This window comes from Streptomyces platensis (assembly GCF_008704855.1).
GTDB lineage: Bacteria > Actinomycetota > Actinomycetes > Streptomycetales > Streptomycetaceae > Streptomyces > Streptomyces platensis.
Genome location: NZ_CP023691.1, coordinates 6,818,127 through 6,837,066, shown reverse-complemented (window position 1 = coordinate 6,837,066; position 18,940 = coordinate 6,818,127). Strand labels below are relative to the sequence as shown.

The 18,940-nt window shown below is 72.0% G+C and carries 19 protein-coding genes; 15 read left to right on the top strand and 4 right to left on the bottom strand.

Annotation, left to right across the window (positions count from 1 at the left end):
- The first annotated feature begins 144 nt into the window (after window positions 1–144).
- The 15 genes from CP981_RS30170 to CP981_RS30100 all read left to right on the top strand — a co-directional run bounded on the left by CP981_RS30170 (window position 145) and on the right by CP981_RS30100 (window position 13,849).
- A complete protein-coding gene (locus tag CP981_RS30170; protein WP_085923828.1) occupies window positions 145–1,428 on the top strand; it encodes a GAF domain-containing protein in 1,284 nt (427 codons plus the stop codon).
- A 240-nt stretch (window positions 1,429–1,668) separates the two neighbouring features.
- The gene (locus CP981_RS30165; protein ID WP_085923827.1) at window positions 1,669–2,529 is read left to right on the top strand and encodes an LLM class flavin-dependent oxidoreductase; all 861 of its coding nucleotides are present in this window, start codon (window positions 1,669–1,671) and stop codon (window positions 2,527–2,529) included.
- A 230-nt stretch (window positions 2,530–2,759) separates the two neighbouring features.
- Window positions 2,760–3,449 carry a class F sortase gene (locus tag CP981_RS30160; protein WP_425282173.1) on the top strand — a complete coding sequence of 230 codons (690 nt, stop codon included), beginning with the start codon at window positions 2,760–2,762 and terminating at the stop codon, window positions 3,447–3,449.
- A 159-nt stretch (window positions 3,450–3,608) separates the two neighbouring features.
- On the top strand, window positions 3,609–4,208 hold the full coding sequence (locus tag CP981_RS30155) for a GNAT family N-acetyltransferase (RefSeq protein WP_085923825.1): 600 nt from the start codon (window positions 3,609–3,611) through the stop codon (window positions 4,206–4,208).
- A gap of 92 nt (window positions 4,209–4,300) precedes the next feature.
- On the top strand, window positions 4,301–4,384 hold the full coding sequence (locus tag CP981_RS39585; RefSeq protein ID WP_350257049.1) for a putative leader peptide: 84 nt from the start codon (window positions 4,301–4,303) through the stop codon (window positions 4,382–4,384).
- A 212-nt stretch (window positions 4,385–4,596) separates the two neighbouring features.
- Window positions 4,597–6,294: a nitrite/sulfite reductase gene (locus tag CP981_RS30150; protein WP_085923824.1), complete on the top strand. Its 1,698-nt coding sequence runs from the start codon at window positions 4,597–4,599 to the stop codon at window positions 6,292–6,294.
- Window positions 6,291–6,479 (top strand): hypothetical protein, encoded by a 189-nt coding sequence (locus CP981_RS30145; RefSeq protein ID WP_085923823.1) that lies wholly within the window; start codon window positions 6,291–6,293, stop codon window positions 6,477–6,479. Before CP981_RS30150 ends, CP981_RS30145 begins: the two co-directional genes overlap by 4 nt.
- Entirely contained in the window at window positions 6,476–7,165 is a 690-nt protein-coding gene (locus CP981_RS30140) for a phosphoadenylyl-sulfate reductase (protein ID WP_085923822.1), read from the top strand. The genes CP981_RS30145 and CP981_RS30140 overlap by 4 nt, the downstream gene beginning before the upstream one ends.
- Before the next feature lie 23 nt (window positions 7,166–7,188).
- A complete protein-coding gene (gene cysC, locus CP981_RS30135; RefSeq protein ID WP_085923821.1) occupies window positions 7,189–7,722 on the top strand; it encodes an adenylyl-sulfate kinase in 534 nt (177 codons plus the stop codon).
- Window positions 7,719–8,654: a sulfate adenylyltransferase subunit CysD gene (gene cysD, locus CP981_RS30130; RefSeq protein ID WP_085923820.1), complete on the top strand. Its 936-nt coding sequence runs from the start codon at window positions 7,719–7,721 to the stop codon at window positions 8,652–8,654. The genes cysC and cysD overlap by 4 nt, the downstream gene beginning before the upstream one ends.
- Before the next feature lie 2 nt (window positions 8,655–8,656).
- Entirely contained in the window at window positions 8,657–10,012 is a 1,356-nt protein-coding gene (locus CP981_RS30125; protein WP_085923819.1) for a sulfate adenylyltransferase subunit 1, read from the top strand.
- 212 nt (window positions 10,013–10,224) lie between these two features.
- Entirely contained in the window at window positions 10,225–11,334 is a 1,110-nt protein-coding gene (locus tag CP981_RS30115) for an aliphatic sulfonate ABC transporter substrate-binding protein (RefSeq protein ID WP_085923818.1), read from the top strand.
- Between the two features lie 40 nt (window positions 11,335–11,374).
- Complete coding sequence (locus CP981_RS30110) at window positions 11,375–12,181, top strand: ABC transporter ATP-binding protein (protein ID WP_190838686.1); 807 nt, start codon at window positions 11,375–11,377, stop codon at window positions 12,179–12,181.
- Window positions 12,168–13,076, top strand: coding sequence for an ABC transporter permease (locus CP981_RS30105; RefSeq protein WP_085923816.1), 909 nt, complete (start codon window positions 12,168–12,170; stop codon window positions 13,074–13,076). The genes CP981_RS30110 and CP981_RS30105 overlap by 14 nt, the downstream gene beginning before the upstream one ends.
- Window positions 13,077–13,078: 2 nt before the next feature.
- Window positions 13,079–13,849, top strand: coding sequence for a sirohydrochlorin chelatase (locus CP981_RS30100; protein ID WP_085923815.1), 771 nt, complete (start codon window positions 13,079–13,081; stop codon window positions 13,847–13,849).
- A gap of 22 nt (window positions 13,850–13,871) precedes the next feature.
- On the opposite strand, the gene CP981_RS30095 is transcribed toward CP981_RS30100, so the two are convergent.
- The 4 genes from CP981_RS30095 to CP981_RS30080 form a co-directional block, all read right to left on the bottom strand.
- The gene (locus CP981_RS30095) at window positions 13,872–15,533 is read right to left on the bottom strand and encodes a glycoside hydrolase family 13 protein (RefSeq protein WP_107429516.1); all 1,662 of its coding nucleotides are present in this window, start codon (window positions 15,531–15,533) and stop codon (window positions 13,872–13,874) included.
- A 150-nt stretch (window positions 15,534–15,683) separates the two neighbouring features.
- The gene (locus CP981_RS30090; protein ID WP_085923814.1) at window positions 15,684–16,532 is read right to left on the bottom strand and encodes a carbohydrate ABC transporter permease; all 849 of its coding nucleotides are present in this window, start codon (window positions 16,530–16,532) and stop codon (window positions 15,684–15,686) included.
- Window positions 16,529–17,521 carry a carbohydrate ABC transporter permease gene (locus CP981_RS30085; RefSeq protein ID WP_208852996.1) on the bottom strand — a complete coding sequence of 331 codons (993 nt, stop codon included), beginning with the start codon at window positions 17,519–17,521 and terminating at the stop codon, window positions 16,529–16,531. The genes CP981_RS30090 and CP981_RS30085 overlap by 4 nt, the downstream gene beginning before the upstream one ends.
- The gene (locus CP981_RS30080; protein ID WP_085923813.1) at window positions 17,518–18,843 is read right to left on the bottom strand and encodes an extracellular solute-binding protein; all 1,326 of its coding nucleotides are present in this window, start codon (window positions 18,841–18,843) and stop codon (window positions 17,518–17,520) included. The genes CP981_RS30085 and CP981_RS30080 overlap by 4 nt, the downstream gene beginning before the upstream one ends.
- Between the last annotated feature and the right edge of the window lie 97 nt (window positions 18,844–18,940).

Here is an 18,940-nt window from a genome sequence, read left to right as displayed (position 1 = left end):
AAGATTCCCGGGAACGCGTCATAGGCCACAACGGTTGCAGTCCGTTGCAGTGCGCCGGTCCGGACCTGAACAATGGCCCTTCCAGGACGGCCTGGTGACGGCACGACGGGCAGCACCCGGGGACAGTGCGCAACGGAGAGCAGTGTGAGCGACAGACCGATCGACAGTGCCATCTGGTCGGCCCAGGACATCCGTGTGACCGCCCACCGCCTCGCCACGGTCCGGGAGGCCGCACTCGCGGGCGAGACACCGTCGGACGCCCCGTCGCCCCGCGCGGTCATCGGTGAGTCCTGGCGCCGGGTGCGGGTCTCGGGCGTGGACCCGGACGGGGAGCAGCAGCAAAACCCGCTGCCCGTCGCGGAGTTGGAGCACCGTCGGCAGATGTCCCGGCTGAGCCCGGTGCTGCCGGTGCTGAACGAGGGGCTGCTGGCGGCGGCCGATGCCGCGCAGCAGATCATGGTGGTCACCGACGCCGAGGGCCGGGTGCTGTGGCGGGAGGGCAGCGCGCCGGTCCGCCGGATGGCCGACCGGCTGGGCTTCGACAAGGGCGCCGACTGGCGGGAGGGCGTCGTCGGCACCAACGCCATCGGCATCGCCCTGGTCGCCCGCCGGCCGGTGCTGGTGCACTCCGCGGAGCACTTCGTCCGCAGCCACCACCAGTGGACCTGTGCCGCGGCGCCGCTCCACGACCCGCGCGACGGGCGGCTGTTGGGCACGGTGGACGTCAGCGGCCCGGCGCCCGGCTTCCACCCCACCACCCTCTCGCTGGTGTCCGCGGTCGCCCGGCTCGCCGAGGGCGAGCTGCGCACCCGTCATCACCGCACCCTGGAACGGCTGCGGTCGAGCGCGGCGCCGGTGCTGGCACGGATCGGCGGACGGGCGCTGGCCGTCGACCCGCACGGCTGGGTCGTGGGGGTGACGGGCCTGACCCCGCCGGACCGGGTGGCGCTGCCCAAGTCGCCCGAGGCCGGGCCGTTGTGGCTGCCGCGCTACGGCATGTGCACCCTGGAGCCGCTGCCCGGCGGCTGGCTGATCCGTATCGGGCAGCAGGAGCGGGACACCGGGCCCAGCCGGGTGGTGCTGGACGTCAGCGGCCGGGACGGCTCGACGGTCACCGTCAGCGGACCGGCCGGCAGCTGGTCGCACGAGCTGACCCCGCGCCATGCCGAGCTGCTGTTCGTGCTCGCCGCGCATCCGCAGGGTCGCAGCGCCGCCGAACTCGCCCGGGACCTGTTCGGCGACGACAGCCGTACGGTCACGGTGCGCGCCGAGCTGTCCCGGCTGCGCCGCCATCTCGCGAGTGTGCTGGCGCACCGGCCCTACCGTTTCGCCGACGGGGTGGAGGTGGAGCTCCGGCTGCCGCCGCAGCCCGTGCATCTGCTGCCGCAGTCGCTGGCGCCCGCGGTGGCGGCGGCGCGCCGGGGCTGAGGGAGCGGCGCGGCGGCGGTGGTTGGCGGGGCTGAAGGAGCGGCCGACCGACCGGGCGGAAAAACCGGATGCGGTGCCGTGCCGCCCTCTCGTAAGGTGACGGCGCTCTGAATCAGCTCTCCAGAAGGCCGTCGCAGAACGGGAGCAGCCCGCGCGTACCGCACGCGCGGAGCCGAACGAGCGGGCGACACGACAATCCGTGATTCCGCATGCCCGCATGCCCTTCTGGAGGACACCACCATGTCCGTAGGCCTTGGCCTTCCCATCGGCGACCCCACCCAGCTGCTGAGCTGGGCCCGGCGCGCCGAAGCCACCCCGTTCAGCACCGTCGCCCTCCTCGACCGGCTGGTGTTCGACAACCCCGAGCCGCTGATCACGCTGGCCACCCTGGCCGGCGCCACCTCCCGGATCCGGCTCCAGACCGAGGTGCTGCTCGCCCCGCTGCACCGCACGGCGCTGCTCGCCAAGCAGGCCGCCACCCTCGATCTGCTCTCCGGCTCCCGCTTCACCCTCGGCATCGGCATCGGCGGCCGCGAGGACGACTATCTGGCCGCCGGCGTCGACCTCCGCACCCGCGGCCGCCGGCTCGATACGCAGATGGCGACGCTGCGGCGCCTCTGGTCCGGTGAGCCGCTCTCCGCGGACGTCGGCCCGATCGGCCCCGCCCCGGCGCGGCCCGGCGGGCCCGAGGTGCTGTTCGGTGGGTTCGTACCCGCCGTGATGGAGCGGGTGGCCCGCTGGGGCGACGGCTTTCTCGGCGCCGCACTGCCGCCCCGCCAGATCGGCGGACTCTTCCGTCAGGTGGAGGACGCCTGGGACCGGGCCGGCCGTACGGGCCGGCCGCGGCTGCTGGCCCAGGTCAATGTCGCGCTCGGCCCGAAGCCGACCCTCGACCGCGCCCGCGCGGAGGTGCGCGCCTACTACGCCCCGCACAGCTTCGCCGACCACGTGGTGAACGGCCTGCTCACCACAGGGGCGCAGATCCGCGAGGCGGTGGCCACCTGCCGGGAGGTCGGCGCGGACGAGGTGATGCTCTATTGCTGGGCCCCGGACCCGGACCAGGTCGAGCGGCTGGCCGGTGCGGTGTTCCACGAGGAGTAGCGGGCCGTACGGGGCCGTACGGCGGGCGGCGTTCCAGGGAGCGCCCGTCCGCCGAGCGGCCCTGGGCACGGTGGAGCGGGCGCGCGGCGCGCTGCTTCGGCGCCGCCACCCGTTCGGCCGACTGTTGTCGCTGCGGGGCCGGGGGCGGACAGACCCTAGGGGGTGTGCACCGGCGTGCGTGCCGACCGCGGACCGTTCGCTGCCGGGCACGCGGCCACGGGAGGTGAGTGATGAGCCCGCCAGGCCCGCCGGAAGCGGCGCCCAGGAATCCCGCGGTGCCGCATCGGCCCCGGTGGGGCGTGCTGGCGCTGGTCGCTCTCGTCGGCCTCGGCATGGTGCGGCAGGGCCTGACCGGGGAGGCGGCGGGGCCGCCGCAGCCCGGAGCCGGTTCGGCGCTCTTCCCCGGCGACCTCCCGCCCGACGGCCCCCCACCACCGCCGCTGCCCCGTTCCGCCCCCTCCCGGGTGGCGATTCCATCGCTCGATGTATCGGCTCCGCTGGTGCCGCTGGGCCTGGACGGGAACGGCCGCATCACGGCCCCGCCGGCCGGGGACCCCGGGCTGGCGGGCTGGTACGCGAACGCCCCGACCCCGGGGGAGAACGGCACCGCCGTCCTCGTCGGCCACGTCGACAGCCGCAGCGGGCCCGCGGTCTTCTACGGGCTGGGCGCCCTGGAGAAGGGCCGGACGATCCGGGTGACCCGCGAGGACGGACGGACCGCGGTCTTCGAGGTCTACGGCATCCAGGTCTTCGACAAGCGGAAGTTCCCCTCCCGGAAGGTCTACGGCACCACCGGACGCCCCGAACTGCGGGTCCTGACCTGCGGCGGCCCCTATGCGGCGGGCTCCGGTTACGCGGGCAATGTGGTGGTCTTCGCCCGGATGACGGGATCCGGCCAGGGACACCCGCCGGGTCGGTGACCCCGGGGAGCGGGGGAGGCCCGGCGGCCCGGCCACGCCCCACGAAGTGAACCGGCGTCTCACGATCCGGGACGGTCCGCCGCCGCCGTCCGTTCGGCCCCCTCACTTCCCCCCGCCGGACCGGCGCCCGCCCCGGGCCCGGTGTGATGTCCTGGCCCCATGAGCCTCTCGGTCACCACCTGGTACCTCGAACAGACCTCGCCCGCCGACGCCTCCCCCGCCCAGGAGCCGCCGGCCGAGCAGGGCGTCCGTATCGCCCGAGCCGAGGTGCCGTCGCCCGAATTCAGCCGCTTCCTCTATACGGCGGTCGGTGGGGACATCACCTGGACCGACCGGCTGACCTGGCCGTACACCCAGTGGGCGGAGTTCCTCGGGCAGCCGGGGGTGGAGACCTGGGTGGCGTACGAGCGCGGCACGCCCGCCGGGTTCATCGAGCTGACGGGCGCGGCGGACGGCTCCGTGGAGATCAGCTACTTCGGACTCCTCCCGGCATTCCGGGGGCGCCGGATCGGCGGGTATCTGCTCGCGTATGGAATCGAGCGGGCCTGGGACCTGGCCGAACGGTGGCCGGGGCGGGCGCCGACCAAGCGGGTGTGGGTGCACACCTGCAGCCTGGACGGCCCGCATGCGATGGCCAACTACCAGCGGCGCGGCTTCCGGCTGTACGAGACCACGGTCGACGAGGAGCCCGAGACCGCTGCCCCCGGGCCCTGGCCCGGTGCGGGTCCGCTCACGACCAGCGACCCTGCCGGGGAGTGACCGACAACACACTGTCTCGCGATGCGGGACGGAGGTGTCCAAATTCTGGATAACGGTGGACTGGCCGGAGAGCGGCGTGCCAGGCTTCCGTCATGTCTCGAGCTGGAATTGCCTTGGTGAGTCGGCGGCACGTCGACCTCGGCCGCATGTCCAGCGCCATTTGTCGGGCGGGCTGAGGTCGCATCCACCAGGGCCTTCGGCCCCGGGCAGCACCCAGCAGCACCGCATTTCTCGCCGTCCCCATCGTCGCGGACGCGCCGGCACCCCTTGACCCGCAGACCTCCCCGACGCGTTGCCACGCGCCGCCTTTCGGTGTGTCCGCGCAGGTCGTCGTGGTGCCCGGCGACCGGTCCCGATCCCTTGAGCCCGCCCAGAAGGACGTACACCCATGGCCGCCTCCTCCGAAGTCCCCGCAGCTGCCACGACCCGCCGCAAGGCCGGACGCCACCGCGGTGAGGGCCAGTGGGCCGTTGGCCACTTCACGCCGCTCAACGGCAACGAGCAGTTCAAGAAGGACGATGACGGTCTCAATGTGCGGACACGCATTGAGACGATCTACTCCAAGGCCGGTTTCGACTCGATCGACCCCAACGACCTGCGCGGGCGGATGCGTTGGTGGGGGCTGTACACCCAGCGCAAGCCCGGGATCGATGGCGGCAAGACCGCGGTCCTGGAGCCCGAGGAGCTGGACGACAAGCACTTCATGCTGCGGGTGCGCATCGACGGCGGACGGCTGAGCGTGGCCCAGCTGCGCGCCATCGGCGAGGTCTCCGAGGAGTACGCCCGCGGCACCGCGGACATCACCGACCGGCAGAACATCCAGCTGCACTGGATCCGCATCGAGGACGTCCCCGCCATCTGGGAGAAGCTGGAGGCCGTCGGGCTCTCCACGACCGAGGCGTGCGGTGACTGCCCGCGCGTGATCATCGGTTCCCCGGTGGCCGGGATCGCGGCGGACGAGATCATCGACGGCACCCCGGCCGTCGACGAGATCCACGAGCGCTACATCGGCAGCAAGGAATTCTCCAACCTGCCGCGCAAGTTCAAGACCGCGATCTCCGGCTCGCCGGTGCAGGACGTGGTCCACGAGATCAACGACGTGGCCTTCGTCGGCGTCGTCCACCCCGAGCACGGCCCCGGCTTCGACCTCTGGGTCGGCGGCGGGCTGTCCACCAACCCCAAGCTCGCCCAGCGCCTGGGCACCTGGGTGCCGCTGGACGAGGTCGCGGACGTCTGGGCCGGTGTCGTCGGCATCTTCCGTGACTACGGCTACCGCCGGCTGCGCACCCGCGCCCGGCTGAAGTTCCTGATGGCCGACTGGGGCCCGGAGAAGTTCCGCCAGGTGCTGGAGGACGAGTACCTCCAGCGCAAGCTGGCCGACGGCCCCGCGCCCGAGGAGCCGGCGTCCAAGTGGCGCGACCACATCGGGGTGCACCAGCAGCAGGACGGCCGCTTCTACGTGGGCTTCGCCCCGCGCGTCGGCCGGGTCGACGGCACCACCCTCACCAAGATCGCCGAACTGGCCGCCGCGCACGGCTCGGACCGGCTGCGTACCACCGTCGAGCAGAAGATGCTCATCCTCGATGTGACGCAGGACCAGGTCGACTCGCTGGTCGCCGGGCTGGAGGCGCTGGACTTCCAGGTCACCCCCTCACCGTTCCGGCGCGGCACGATGGCCTGCACCGGCATCGAGTTCTGCAAGCTCGCGATCGTCGAGACCAAGGGCCGCGGCGCCTCGCTGATCGACGAGCTGGAGCGGCGGATGCCGGACTTCCAGGAGCCGGTCACCATCAACCTCAACGGCTGCCCGAACGCCTGCGCCCGTATCCAGGTCGCGGACATCGGTCTCAAGGGCCAGCTGGTCCTGGACGACGAGGGCAACCAGGTCGAGGGCTACCAGGTGCACCTGGGCGGCGCGCTGGGCCTGGAGGCCGGCTTCGGCCGCAAGGTCCGCGGCCTGAAGGTCACCGCCGATGAACTCCCCGACTACGTCGAGCGGGTGCTGCGCAACTTCGAGGCACAGCGCGAGGAGGGCGAGCGGTTCGCCACCTGGGCGGCCCGGGCGGAAGAGGGTGCCCTCAAGTGAGTGAGCGAGCGGCGCCGTTCTACTGCCCGTACTGCGGCGATGAGGACCTGCTGCCCTCCGAGGAAGGCCATGGAGCCTGGGAATGCCGGTCCTGCAGCCGCGCGTTCCGGCTGAAGTTCCTGGGCCTGCTGGCCCCGGGAGCCACCGGCCAGTCCCCTTCCGCTTCCGACGGAGGTACGTCGTGACCAACGCTGCCGACCTGAAGCAGCTCGCCGAGCAGGCGGGCCGTGACCTGGAGGACGCGCCCGCACTGGCGATCCTCACGTGGGCCGCCGAGACCTTCGGTCCGCGCTTCTGCGTCACCTCCTCGATGGAGGACGCGGTCGTCGCGCATCTGGCGTCGCGGGCGTTCCCCGGCGTGGACGTGGTCTTCCTCGACACCGGCTACCACTTCCCCGAGACCCTCGGGACCCGCGATGCGGTGGCCGAGGTGATGGACGTCAACCTGCTCACCCTGACCCCGGTGCAGACGGTGGCCGAGCAGGACGCCGAGTACGGCCCGAAGCTGCACGACCGCGACCCCGACCTGTGCTGCGCGCTGCGGAAGGTCAAGCCCCTCGAAGAGGGCCTGGCCGGCTACGACGCCTGGGCGACGGGGCTGCGCCGGGACGAGTCGCCGACCCGGGCGAACACCCCGGTCGTCGGCTGGGACCCGAAGCGTCAGAAGGTCAAGGTGTCGCCGATCGCCCGCTGGACGCAGGCCGACGTGGACGCGTACGTGGCCGAGCACGGGGTGCTCACCAACCCGCTGCTGACGGACGGCTACGCCTCCGTCGGCTGCGCGCCCTGCACCCGCCGGGTGCTGGAGGGCGAGGACGCCAGGGCCGGCCGCTGGGCCGGCAGCAACAAGACCGAGTGCGGGCTGCACTGATGACAGAGCATCAGGAGATATCCATGACGGGCGCCACGATCTGGCTGACCGGTCTGCCGAGCGCGGGCAAGACGACCCTCGCGCACGAGCTGGCCGGCCGGCTGCGCGGCGAGGGCCACCGGGTCGAGGTGCTCGACGGTGACGAGATCCGCGAGTTCCTGTCCGCGGGACTGGGCTTCAGCCGCGCGGACCGGCACACCAACGTCCAGCGCATCGGTTTCGTGGCCGAGCTGCTGGCGAGCAACGGCGTCAAGGCGCTGGTGCCGGTGATCGCGCCGTACACGGAGAGCCGCGAGGCGGTGCGCAAGCGCCACCAGAGCGAGGGCACCGCCTACCTGGAGGTGCATGTGGCCACGCCCGTCGAGGTGTGCTCCGAGCGGGATGTGAAGGGCCTGTACGCCAAGCAGGCGGCGGGCGAGATCTCCGGGCTCACCGGCGTGGACGACCCGTACGAGGCTCCCGAGTCGCCCGATCTGCGCCTGGAGTCGCACACCCAGACCGTGCAGGAGTCCGCGGCGGCGCTGCACACGCTGCTCACCGAAAGGGGACTGGCATGACCACCACCGCTGCCGTGACCGACGACCTCGACAACCCCTACGCGCTGTCGCACCTGGACGCGCTGGAGTCCGAGGCGGTGCACATCTTCCGTGAGGTGGCGGGGGAGTTCGAGCGGCCGGTGATCCTGTTCTCCGGTGGCAAGGACTCCATCGTCATGCTGCATCTGGCGCTGAAGGCGTTCGCGCCGGCCGCGGTGCCGTTCTCGCTGCTGCACGTCGACACCGGGCACAACTTCCCCGAGGTCCTCGACTACCGCGACCGCACGGTGGAGCGGCACGGACTGCGGCTGCACGTCGCCTCCGTACAGGACTTCATCGACCGCGGTGAGCTGCGCGAGCGCCCCGACGGCACCCGTAACCCGCTCCAGACCGTCCCGCTGCTGGACGCCATCGACAAGGGCCGCTTCGACGCGGTCTTCGGCGGCGGCCGCCGGGACGAGGAGAAGGCGCGCGCCAAGGAGCGGGTGTTCTCGCTGCGCGACGAATTCGGCGGCTGGGACCCGCGCCGGCAGCGTCCCGAGCTGTGGCAGCTCTACAACGGCAAGCACTCCCCCGGTGAGCATGTCCGGGTCTTCCCGCTGTCCAACTGGACCGAGCTGGACGTGTGGCAGTACATAGCCCGCGAGAAGATCGAGCTGCCCGCCATCTACTACGCCCACGAGCGTGAGGTCTTCGCCCGCAACGGCATGTGGCTGTCGCCCGGTGAGTGGGGCGGCCCCAAGGACGGCGAGAGCCTGGAGACCCGGCAGGTGCGCTACCGCACGGTCGGCGACATGTCCTGCACCGGCGCCGTCGACTCCGACGCGGACACCATCGAGGCCGTGATCACGGAGATCGCCGCGTCCCGGCTGACCGAGCGGGGCGCAACGAGGGCCGACGACAAGATGTCCGAGGCCGCCATGGAGGACCGCAAGCGCGAGGGGTACTTCTAACCATGAGCACGACCACGAGCGCGATCGACGCCGTTGCCGCGGGTGCCACCTCGCTGCTGCGTTTCGCCACCGCCGGATCCGTCGACGACGGCAAGTCCACCCTGGTGGGGCGGCTGCTGCACGACTCCAAGTCGGTGCTCGCCGACCAGCTGGAGGCCGTCGAGCACGCCTCCCGCAACCGCGGGCAGGAGACGCCCGACCTGGCGCTGCTGACCGACGGGCTGCGCGCCGAGCGCGAGCAGGGCATCACCATCGATGTCGCCTACCGCTACTTCGCCACCCCGCGCCGCCGCTTCATCCTGGCGGACACCCCCGGGCATGTGCAGTACACCCGCAACATGGTCACCGGCGCCTCCACCGCCGAGCTGGCCGTGGTGCTGGTCGACGCCCGCAACGGTGTCGTCGAGCAGACCCGCCGGCACGCCGCGGTGGCCGCCCTGCTGCGCGTCCCGCATGTCGTCCTGGCCGTCAACAAGATGGACCTGGTCGACTACGCCGAGCCCGTCTTCGCCGCCATCGCCGAGGAGTTCACGACCTACGCGGCCTCGCTGGGCGTCCCGGAGATCACCGCGATCCCGATCTCGGCGCTGGCCGGCGACAACGTCGTGACGCCGTCCGCCAATATGGACTGGTACGGCGGCCCGACCGTGCTGGAGCACCTGGAGACCGTCGCCGTCGTCGCCGACCCGTCGGACGACCCCGGCCGCTTCCCGGTCCAGTACGTGATCCGTCCGCAGACCGCCGAACACCCCGACTACCGCGGCTACGCGGGCCAGATCGCCTCCGGTGTGCTGCGCGTCGGCGACGCCGTCACCGTGCTGCCCTCGGGCCGGACGAGCACCATCGAGGCGATCGACGCGCTCGGCCAGGCCGTGGACGTCGCCTGGGCGCCGCAGTCGGTCACCGTCCGGCTCGCCGACGACATCGACGTCTCGCGCGGCGACCTGATCGCCCCGACGGCCATCGCGCCGGGTGTCTCGCAGGACATCGAGGCGACCGTCTGCCATGTGGCGGACCGTCCGCTGACCGTCGGCCGGCGGGTGCTGCTCAAGCACACCACCCGCACGGTCAAGGCGATCGTCAAGGACATCCCGTCCCGGCTGACCCTGGACGACCTCTCCCAGCACCCGGCGCCCGGTGAGCTGGCCGCCAACGACATCGGGCGGATCGTGCTGCGCACCGCGGAGCCGCTGGCGCTGGACGCCTACGCCGACTCCCGCCGCACCGGCTCCTTCCTGCTGATCGACCCGTCCGACGGGACGACGCTGACCGCGGGCATGGCGGGCAGCGCCTTCGCGGAGGCGGCCGAAGAGACCGCCGCGGCCGGGACGGCGGACGACGAGGGATGGGACTTCTGAGCATGCACCAGGACATGTTCGCGACCTTCGCGAAGGAGGGCGGCCGCATCGGCAGCGGCGCCCTGGGCAGCGGGCAGGGCGGAGTCGGCCGATGTGTGCGCTGACGATGCCCGGCTCCGTATCCCCCGCACCTCCCTTCCGAAGATCCACAGCTTCGCCGGGCGCGCCTTAGCGGGCGCGCACCGCCCGGCCCTCCGAGAGGACCACCTCCCGTGTCTGCCGTTCGTCACCGCCTGCTGGCGGCCGCCGTCACCGTCCCGCTCCTGGTAGGGGCGCTGGGCGCCTGCGGCTACGGCTCCCAGGCCAAGAAGGACACCGCGGCCGGGGTCGCCCCCAAGGGCCCCAGGACCGACGGGCTCGATCACCTCACGATCGGGTTCTTCGGCAACACCACCCATGCGACTCCCCTGATCGGCCTCCAGAACGGCACGTTCCAGAAGGAACTGGGCGGCACCGAGGTCAAGACCGCCCCCTTCAACGCGGGCCCCGCGGAGATCGAGGCGCTCAACTCGGGCGCCATCGACATCGGCTGGATCGGCCCCTCCCCCGCGATCAACGGCTACGCCAAGTCGCACGGCAAGAGCCTGAAGATCATTTCCGGCTCGGCCTCCGGCGGTGTCTCGCTGGTGGTCAACCCCAAGAAGGTCAAGAGCCTGGGCGACCTCAAGGGCAAGACGATCGCGACCCCGCAGCTGGGCAACACCCAGGATGTCGCGCTGCTCAACTACCTGGCCGGCAAGGGGTACAAGGTCGACCCCACCACCGGCAAGGGTGATGTCACCGTCCAGCGCACCGACAACAAGGTGACACCCACGGTCTTCCAGCAGGGCGGCATCGACGGTGCCTGGGTGCCCGAGCCCACCGCTTCCAAGCTCGTCGCCGAGGGCGGCAAGACGCTCCTGGACGAGAAGAAGCTCTGGAAGGACGGCAAGTTCGTCATCACGAACATGATCGTCTCGCAGAAATTCCTCAAGGAGCACCCGAAGGCCGTCGAGGCGGTGCTGCGGGCCTCGGTGAAGACCAACGCCTGGATCCGCTCGCACCCGGCCGAGGCGAAGAAGGCCCTCAACGACAAGCTCGCCTCCCCGAGCGTGGCCGGCAAGGCACTGCCGCAGAACGTCATCGACCCGGCGTTCAAGAACGTCGATGTCACCGATGACCCGCTGGCCGCCACCCTCCAGCAGGAGGCCGACCACGGCGTCAAGGCGGGCCTGCTCAAGAAGCCCGACCTCAAGGGCATCTACGACCTCACCCTGCTGAACAAGGTGCTCCGGTCCGAGGGCAAGAAGCCGGTCGACGACGCCGGACTCGGCAGCAAGTAGCCCCGCCCACCGCACCGCACTCCCCCAGGAGGTGACACCGATGACGACCACCACGCTCACCAAGCAGCAGCCCGCCACGGCGGACACGGGCACCACCGTGCCGTACGCGGCCCGCATCGACCATGTCTCGAAGTCGTTCGGCCGCACCGGCGCACAGCAGCATGTCCTGGACGACATCAGCATCGATGTGGCGCCCGGCGAATTCGTCTGCCTCCTGGGGGCCTCGGGCTGCGGCAAGTCCACCCTCCTCAACCTCGTGGCCGGGCTCGACGCGCCGTCCGCCGGGGCCATCGAGACACCGGGCGGCCGGCCGGCCCTGATGTTCCAGGAGCATGCGCTGTTTCCGTGGCTGACCGCGGGCCGCAACATCGAACTGGCGCTGCGGCTGCGCGGGGTGCCGCGCGCGGAGCGCCGCGAGGAGGCCGAGCGGCTGCTCGAACTCGTCCGGCTCAAGGGCGCCCACGGCAAGCGGGTGCACGAGCTGTCGGGCGGGATGCGCCAGCGGGTCGCGATGGCCCGTGCGCTCGCCCAGGACAGCCAACTGCTGCTGATGGACGAGCCGTTCGCGGCGCTCGACGCGATCACCCGGGATGTGCTGCACGACGAGCTGACCCGGATCTGGCGCGAGACGAACCTGTCGGTCCTCTTCGTCACCCACAACGTCCGCGAGGCGGTGCGGCTGGCCGAGCGGGTGGTCCTGCTGTCCTCCCGTCCGGGCCGGATCGCGCGGGAGTGGCGGGTGGACATCCCGCAGCCGCGCCGTATCGAGGACGCCGCGGTCGCCGACCTTTCCATCGAGATCACCGAACAGCTCCGTGGGGAGATCCGCCGTCATGGCCAGCACTGAGACCAAGGCCCCGGCCACCGCCGCCGAGGGGGACGGCTCCGGCGACATCGCCGGTCTGGAGGCCGGGCTCGACGCCCTGGAATCCAGGGTCGTCGACCGGCAGCCGTGGCTGCGTACCGCCGCCTCGAAGGCGTTCCCCCCGCTGGTCGCCATCGCGATCGTGCTGGCCCTGTGGCAGCTCGCCTACCACTTCGCGCTCAAGCCGCACTACCTGCTGCCGAGCCCCGTCGACGTCGGCCGCTCGCTCCAGCAGAAGTGGCTGGAGGGCACGCTGCTGAGCTTCGTGTGGACCAGCGTGTCCCGCGGCGCCCTCGGCTTTCTGGCCTCGGTGGTCCTCGGCACGGCGCTCGGTCTGATCGTCGCCCAGGTCAAGGCCGTCCGGGCCGCGATCGGGCCGATCCTGAGCGGGCTCCAGTCGCTGCCCTCGGTCGCCTGGGTCCCGGCCGCGATCATCTGGTTCGGGCTGAGCGACGCCACGATCTACACGGTGGTGCTGCTCGGCGCGGTCCCGTCCATCGCCAACGGCCTGGTGGCGGGCGTCGACCAGATCTCCCCGCTCTACCTGCGGGCGGGCCGCACCATCGGCGCCACCGGCCTCGCCGGGGTCCGGCATGTGCTGCTGCCGGCCGCGCTGCCGGGCTATATCGCCGGGCTCAAGCAGGGCTGGGCGTTCTCCTGGCGTTCCCTGATGGCCGCCGAGCTCATCGTGAACGCGCCCGATCTGGGCACCGGTCTGGGCCAGCTGCTGGAGCAGGGCCGGGAGCTCCAGGACATGTCCTGGGTGCTGTCCGCGATCCTGCTCATCCTCATCGTCGGTATCGGCATCGAGCTGCTGATCTTCGCTCCCGTCGAACGCCGGGTGCTGCGCAGCCGCGGCCTCCTGGTGAAGAGCTGACCATGGATACCCGCCCCACTCTCCTCGTCATCGCCCACGGCAGCCGCGACCCGCGGCACGCGGCGACCGTCTCCGCGCTCTGTGCGCGGGTCCGGGCGCTGCGGCCGGGGCTGCGCGTCGAGGTCGGCTATCTCGACTTCAACGCCCCCCGGGTGCCAAGGGTGCTGGAGCGCCTGTCGGCCGAGGGGGTCAGGGACGTGGTGGCGCTGCCGCTCCTGCTGACCCGGGCCTTCCACGCCAAGTCCGATATCCCGGCGGTACTGCGGGAGGCGGCCGCACGGCTGCCGCTGCTGACCATCCGTCAGGCCGAGGTGCTGGGCCCGTCGTCCCTGCTGACCGCCGCGCTGGAGCGCCGGCTGGCGGAGGCCGGGCTGCGGCCCGGTGACCGCCGCTCGACCGGGGTCGTGCTGGCCTCGGCGGGCTCTTCCGACCCGGAGGCGGGCGCAGTGCTCGCTGAAATCGCGCGGGAGTGGTGGCACACCGCTGGCTGGTGTGCCGTGCGACCTGCGTTCGCCTCCGCATCTCTGCCCCGCACCGCGGACGCCGTGCGGGCACTGCGGGCCGAGGGCGTCCGGCGGGTGGCGGTGGCGCCGTACGTCATCGCGCCCGGTTTCCTCCCGGACCGGATCGCGGCCGGTGCCCGCGAGGCCCGCGCCGACCTCCTCGCCCCCGTCCTCGGCCCGGCGCCCGAACTGGCCCGGCTGCTGGTGCGGCGCTACGACGGGGCGGTCCTGGCGCCCGCCCGAGGGGACCTGACGGCGCTGAGCGCCTGACCGGCCCCCGGGGCGCGGCGGTTCAGCGCGTGGTGCGCAGCCAGACCGTGGTCCACGGAGGCAGCTGGCCGCCGGTGACCGGCGCTGAACTCAGCAGCAGCTCAGCGGCCGGCAACGGCCGGGGCTCGTCCGACAGGTTGGCCACACACTCCCAGCCGCCCGAGCGGCGGAAGTGCAGGGTGCCCGGGTCCGTCGTCCCGTCGGCCCATTCCAGCGCCTCGTCGCCCACCAGCCGGCGGCGGGTGGCCAGCGCCGTGCGGTAGAGCTCCAGGGGTGCGGACGCCACCCCGTCCTGTGCCTCGACGGACAGCGCGCCCCAGCCCTGGGGCTGCGGCAGCCAGGAGCCGCCGCTGCCGAATCCGTACGAGCTGCCCTCGCGCCGCCACGGCAGCGGCACCCGGCAGCCGTCCCGCCCCTTCAGCGCACCGCCGCTCCGGGTCCACACCGGGTCCTGGAGGCTGTCGCGGGAGAGCTCGGCGACTTCGGGAAGGCCCAGTTCCTCGCCCTGGTAGACGTACGCCGAGCCGGGCAGCGCCAGCATCAGCAGGGTCGCGGCCAGCGCCCGGCGCAGGCCGAACTCCCGGTCCAGGACGGGCTCCTGGCCGTCGGAGAGCAGCCAGGCCTCCTCGTCGCGGTCGTCCGGGAGGCCGTAGCGGGAGGCGTGCCGGATCACATCGTGGTTGGAGAGCACCCAGGTCGCGGTGGCCCCGGCCGCCCGCGCGTCGGCGAGCGCGGTGTCGATGGAGGCGCGCAGCTCCGGCGCGTCCAGCGAGGCCCTCAGGAAGTCGAAGTTGAAGGCCTGGCCGAGCTCCTGCGGGGTGGCGTAGGCGGTGCGGCGGGAGTTGCGCACCCAGGCCTCGGCGACGGCGATCCGGGGCGGGTCGTACTCGTTGAAGACCTTGCGCCAGTCCCGGAAGATGTCGTGCACCTCGTCCCGGTCCCAGAAGGGGTGGCTGCCGTCCTCGGGCAGGTCCTCCGGCCGGTAGTTGCCGATCGTGCCGATGTCGCGGAGCGGCGCGGCCAGATCCTTCGCCAGACCGTGGGCCACATCGACCCGGAAGCCGTCGACCCCGCGGTCGGACCAGAAGCGCAGGGTCTGCCGGAAGTCCGCGCGGACCTCGGGGTTGTCCCAGTTGAAGTCGGGCTGCTCGGGGGCGAAGAGGTGCAGGTACCACCAGCCGTCCGGCAGCCGGGTCCAGGCGGGGCCGCCGAAGCAGGAGATCCAGTCGGTGGGCGGCAGTTCACCGTGCTCGCCCTTGCCCTCGCGGAAGACATAGCGCTCCCGCGCGGCGGATCCGGGCTCGGCGCGCAGCGCCTCCTGGAACCACTGGTGCTGGTGGGAGGAGTGGTTGGGCACGATGTCCACCATCACCTTGAGGCCCAGGCGGTGTGCCTCGGCCACCATGGCGTCGAAGTCGTCGAGGGTGCCCAGCCGCGGGTCGACATCGCGGTAGTCGGCGACGTCATAGCCGCCGTCGGCCAGCTCCGAGGGGTAGAAGGGGCTCAGCCAGACGGCGTCCACGCCGAGGCCGGCGAGGTAGGCCAGCCGGGAGGTGATGCCGGGGAGGTCACCGATGCCGTCGCCGTCGGAGTCGGCGAAGCTGCGCGGGTACACCTGGTAGACGACGGCCTGCCGCCACCAGTCGGTGGTGTCGCGGGCGGAGTCGAGGCGCTGAGAGGTCACGTGGAGGCCTTTCCGGGCGGTAGCGGACGCATGGGGGCAGCTCCCAGTCGTAGCTGGGGTGGGGCCCCTTCCAGCGGTAGCTGGGCGAGGGCACGGCGCTGCGCGGCGCCGGGTCGGGTGCGGCGGAGGCGGCCGGCGCGGGGGCCGGGATCATCCCTTCACCGCCCCTGAGGTCATGCCCGAGACGATCGAGCGGCGGAAGATCATGACCAGGACGCCGATCGGGACGGTGGCCGCCACGGCCCCCGCGAACAGCGTCCCGTAGGGGACCGTGTACTGGCTGGTGAACAGGGCGATCCCGACCGGGACGGTGCGGTGGCCGTCCTCACTGTTGAAGGTCAGCGCCAGCAGGAACTCCGCCCAGGTCGCGGTGAAGGTGAAGATGCCCGCGGTGAACAGCCCCGGCCGGGCCAGCGGCGCGATCACGGTCAGGACGGTGCGCAGCGGCCCCGCGCCGTCGACGGTGGCCGCCTCCTCCAGCTCACGGGGGATACCGACCAGGTAGTTGCGCATGATCCAGATGGCGAACGGCAGATTGAGCGCGACATAGGGCACGATCAGGCCCGCGTAGCTGTTCAGCAGCCCCAGTTGCCGCTCCAGCAGGAACAGCGGGACGACCAGCGCGATCGGCGGGAAGACGGACAGCATCAGCAGCGTCGTCATGATGGCGCCGCGGCCGCGCAGCGGGGTGCGGGCCAGGGCGTACCCCGCGAAGAAGGACAGCCCCAGCACGGCGACCGTGGAAACCGAGGACACCAGCACGCTGTTGAGCAGATAGCGGCCGATGCCGTTGCGGACGAACGCCTCCGCGTAGTTGCCGAGCGTCGCCGACTCCGGCACCAGGCCGGGCGGGGCGGCGCTGATCTCGCCCGGCCCCTTGAAGGACGACGCGATCATCCAGTAGAGCGGCAGGGTCGACAGCACGACCATCGCCAGACCACCGAGGTTGACGGCGTTGAGGTACCGGCGGATACCGGACGCCGGTGTACGGCGGTTCATGCCCGCCCTCCTTCGTCGGCCTGCGTCCGGAAGACCCGCAGGAAGAGCAGACAGCAGCCGATCACGATGACCGCGGAGGTGGTGGCCACCGCCGCGCCCCGGCCGATGTCGAGGTTCTGGAAGAGCGTTTTGTAGCCGAGGATCGCCAGGGATTCGGTGGCGGTTCCCGGTCCGCCCTGGGTCAGGACGAACGGCAGGTCGAAGATGCCAAAGGCCTGGAGGATACGGAAGAGGACCGCGATGGCCATGATCGGCCGCAGCTGCGGCAGGGTCACCTTCCAGAACGTCGTCCAGGCGCCGGCGCCGTCGATCTCCGCCGCCTCGTAGACATCCCCGGGGATCAGCATCAGCCCGGCGAGAACGACAATCGCGACAAAGGGCGTGGTCTTCCATACATCGACCACCACCATGGCGCCCATGGCGGAGGCGGGCTGCCCGAGGATGTCCGGCTGATGGCCGAGGATCTGCTCGAAGAGCCAGGTCAGCCCGCCGTAGGTGCCGTTGAAGAGATATCCCCACAACTGGGCGGCGACGACATTGATCAGAGCCCAGGGCAGCAGCAGGACCGCCAGCACCCAGCCGCGGGCGGCTCCCAGCCGTTCCAGTACGAGCGCCGCCGCGGTGCCGAGCACCAGCTCCAGCAGGACGGTCACCGCGGTGAAGCCGAAGGTGAAGAGGAGCGCATGGCGCCATTCCGGGCTGCTCAGCACGGCGGCGTAATGGTCGCCCGTCAGGGACAGCAGCCGGAACCCGCCGTACTCCAGGCGGACATCGGCGAAGCTGAGCACCACCGAGAAGAGCACCGGGAAGACCGTCACGGCGGCGATGGTGAGCAGCGCCGGCGAGGCGAAGAACCAGCCGGTGCGGGCCCGCTTGCGGCGGCTCACCCGGGCCGGGCCGCCGCCGCGCGGCACGGGCCCGGTACGCGGTCCGGCCGGCGGCGGGGCCGGGCTCCGGGGGACGGTCGCGGACGAGGTCACGGCATTCACAGCGCCCTGCCTTCCAGCGCGGTCCGGATGTCGGCACGGGCCGCGCGCACGGCCTGGGCGGGCGTGGCCCGGCCGCCGGTCACCGCGTTGGCCTGGGTGTAGAGCGCCTTGCTGACCTGGGGGTAGTAGGGGGTCTGCACCGGCCGGGCGACCAGGCGCAGTTCCCTGGCCCGGGTGAGCGTGGGATCGCCGACCCGGCGGGCCTCCGGCCGGGTCAGTACGTCGTCGAGTGCCGGAATCACCCCGGCGTGCTTCAGCAGGATCATCTGCGCCTCTTCTCCGGCGCAGAAGCGGGCGAAGGCGACCGCGGCCCCGAGATGCTGGGAGTTGGGATTGACGAAATTGCTCCAGCCGCCGGCACAGCTCACCCCGCGCGGACCGTCACCGTCGAAGCCGGGGCGGGGCACGACGCCGACCCGGCCGGCCACCTTGGAGACCGAGCGGTCGGCCGCGTTGCCCCAGGCGTAGGACCAGTTGCGCAGAAAGACGCCGCGGCCGCCGGTGAAGGCGTCCTGGGAGTCCGCTTCCGCGTAGGTGGTGACCGTACGGGGCGTGACACCGGTCTCGGTGAACTCCCGCATCAGCGCGAAGGCCCGCTCCGCGCCCGGTCCGCTCAGCGCCACCCGCCCCGCCCGGTCCAGTACGGGGGCCTGGGCATCGGCCAGGAACTCGGTGACATTGCAGGTCAGCGACTCCGATACGGAGGCCTGCCAGAGGAAGCCGTAGGCGGCGTCGCCGGCCCGTTGGATCCGGCGCGCCGTGCGCAGCAGCTCCTCCCAGGTGCGCGGCACCGGCAGACCGTGCTTGGCCAGCAGGTCCTTCCGGTAGAAGAGGAAGGAGTTGTCGGTGAAGAAGGGCAGCGCGTACACGGTTCCGCGGTACTCGCTGACCCGGCGCAGGGCCGCCGGATAGTCCGACCAGAAGTCCTTGGGCAGCAGCGTCTGCACGGGCAGGGCAAGGGAGTTGGCGCCGAACTGGGCCGGCCAGGTGGTGTCACCGAGGTAGACGTCGGGGGTGGGTGAGGCCCCCGCGAGCTGGGTGGTGACCGCGGCGCGATTGCCGTCGGTGGTGCTGAGGGCGTTCGATTTCCGGACCCGGAGGTGCGGATGGCGGCGTTCGAAGGCCCGGATGATCAGGTCGGCCACCACCGGGCCGTTCCGGGAGGGGATTTCGGACACCCACCAGACGAGGGTGGCCGGGGTACGCGGGACGTGGGCGGCCTGGGTCAGCAGGCTGTCCAAGGGCTTGCCCGCGCAACCGCTGGTGAGCCCGGCTCCGGCGGCGAGACCGCCCGCGAGCAGGGTTCTGCGGCGCAAGGCCATGAGTGCTCCTCACGTCTTGGCTGCCTTCGATGACAGCGCTTGCAGGCTAGAAGTGGCCTTGTCGTGAGGTCAACGGCTCGTGAACGACAGATTTCTG

What these genes read in the sequence shown, in the direction of transcription:
- CP981_RS30165 (WP_085923827.1), top strand. Translation starts at nt 1,669, where the DNA reads ATGTCCGTAGGCCTTGGCCTTCCCATCGGCGACCCCACCCAGCTGCTG.
- CP981_RS30160 (WP_425282173.1), top strand. Translation starts at nt 2,760, where the DNA reads ATGAGCCCGCCAGGCCCGCCGGAAGCGGCGCCCAGGAATCCCGCGGTG.
- CP981_RS30155 (WP_085923825.1), top strand. Translation starts at nt 3,609, where the DNA reads ATGAGCCTCTCGGTCACCACCTGGTACCTCGAACAGACCTCGCCCGCC.
- CP981_RS39585 (WP_350257049.1), top strand. Translation starts at nt 4,301, where the DNA reads ATGTCTCGAGCTGGAATTGCCTTGGTGAGTCGGCGGCACGTCGACCTC.
- CP981_RS30150 (WP_085923824.1), top strand. Translation starts at nt 4,597, where the DNA reads ATGGCCGCCTCCTCCGAAGTCCCCGCAGCTGCCACGACCCGCCGCAAG.
- cysC (WP_085923821.1), top strand. Translation starts at nt 7,189, where the DNA reads ATGACGGGCGCCACGATCTGGCTGACCGGTCTGCCGAGCGCGGGCAAG.
- cysD (WP_085923820.1), top strand. Translation starts at nt 7,719, where the DNA reads ATGACCACCACCGCTGCCGTGACCGACGACCTCGACAACCCCTACGCG.
- CP981_RS30125 (WP_085923819.1), top strand. Translation starts at nt 8,657, where the DNA reads ATGAGCACGACCACGAGCGCGATCGACGCCGTTGCCGCGGGTGCCACC.
- CP981_RS30110 (WP_190838686.1), top strand. Translation starts at nt 11,375, where the DNA reads ATGACGACCACCACGCTCACCAAGCAGCAGCCCGCCACGGCGGACACG.
- CP981_RS30105 (WP_085923816.1), top strand. Translation starts at nt 12,168, where the DNA reads ATGGCCAGCACTGAGACCAAGGCCCCGGCCACCGCCGCCGAGGGGGAC.
- CP981_RS30100 (WP_085923815.1), top strand. Translation starts at nt 13,079, where the DNA reads ATGGATACCCGCCCCACTCTCCTCGTCATCGCCCACGGCAGCCGCGAC.
- CP981_RS30090 (WP_085923814.1), bottom strand. Translation starts at nt 16,532, where the DNA reads ATGAACCGCCGTACACCGGCGTCCGGTATCCGCCGGTACCTCAACGCC.
- CP981_RS30080 (WP_085923813.1), bottom strand. Translation starts at nt 18,843, where the DNA reads ATGGCCTTGCGCCGCAGAACCCTGCTCGCGGGCGGTCTCGCCGCCGGA.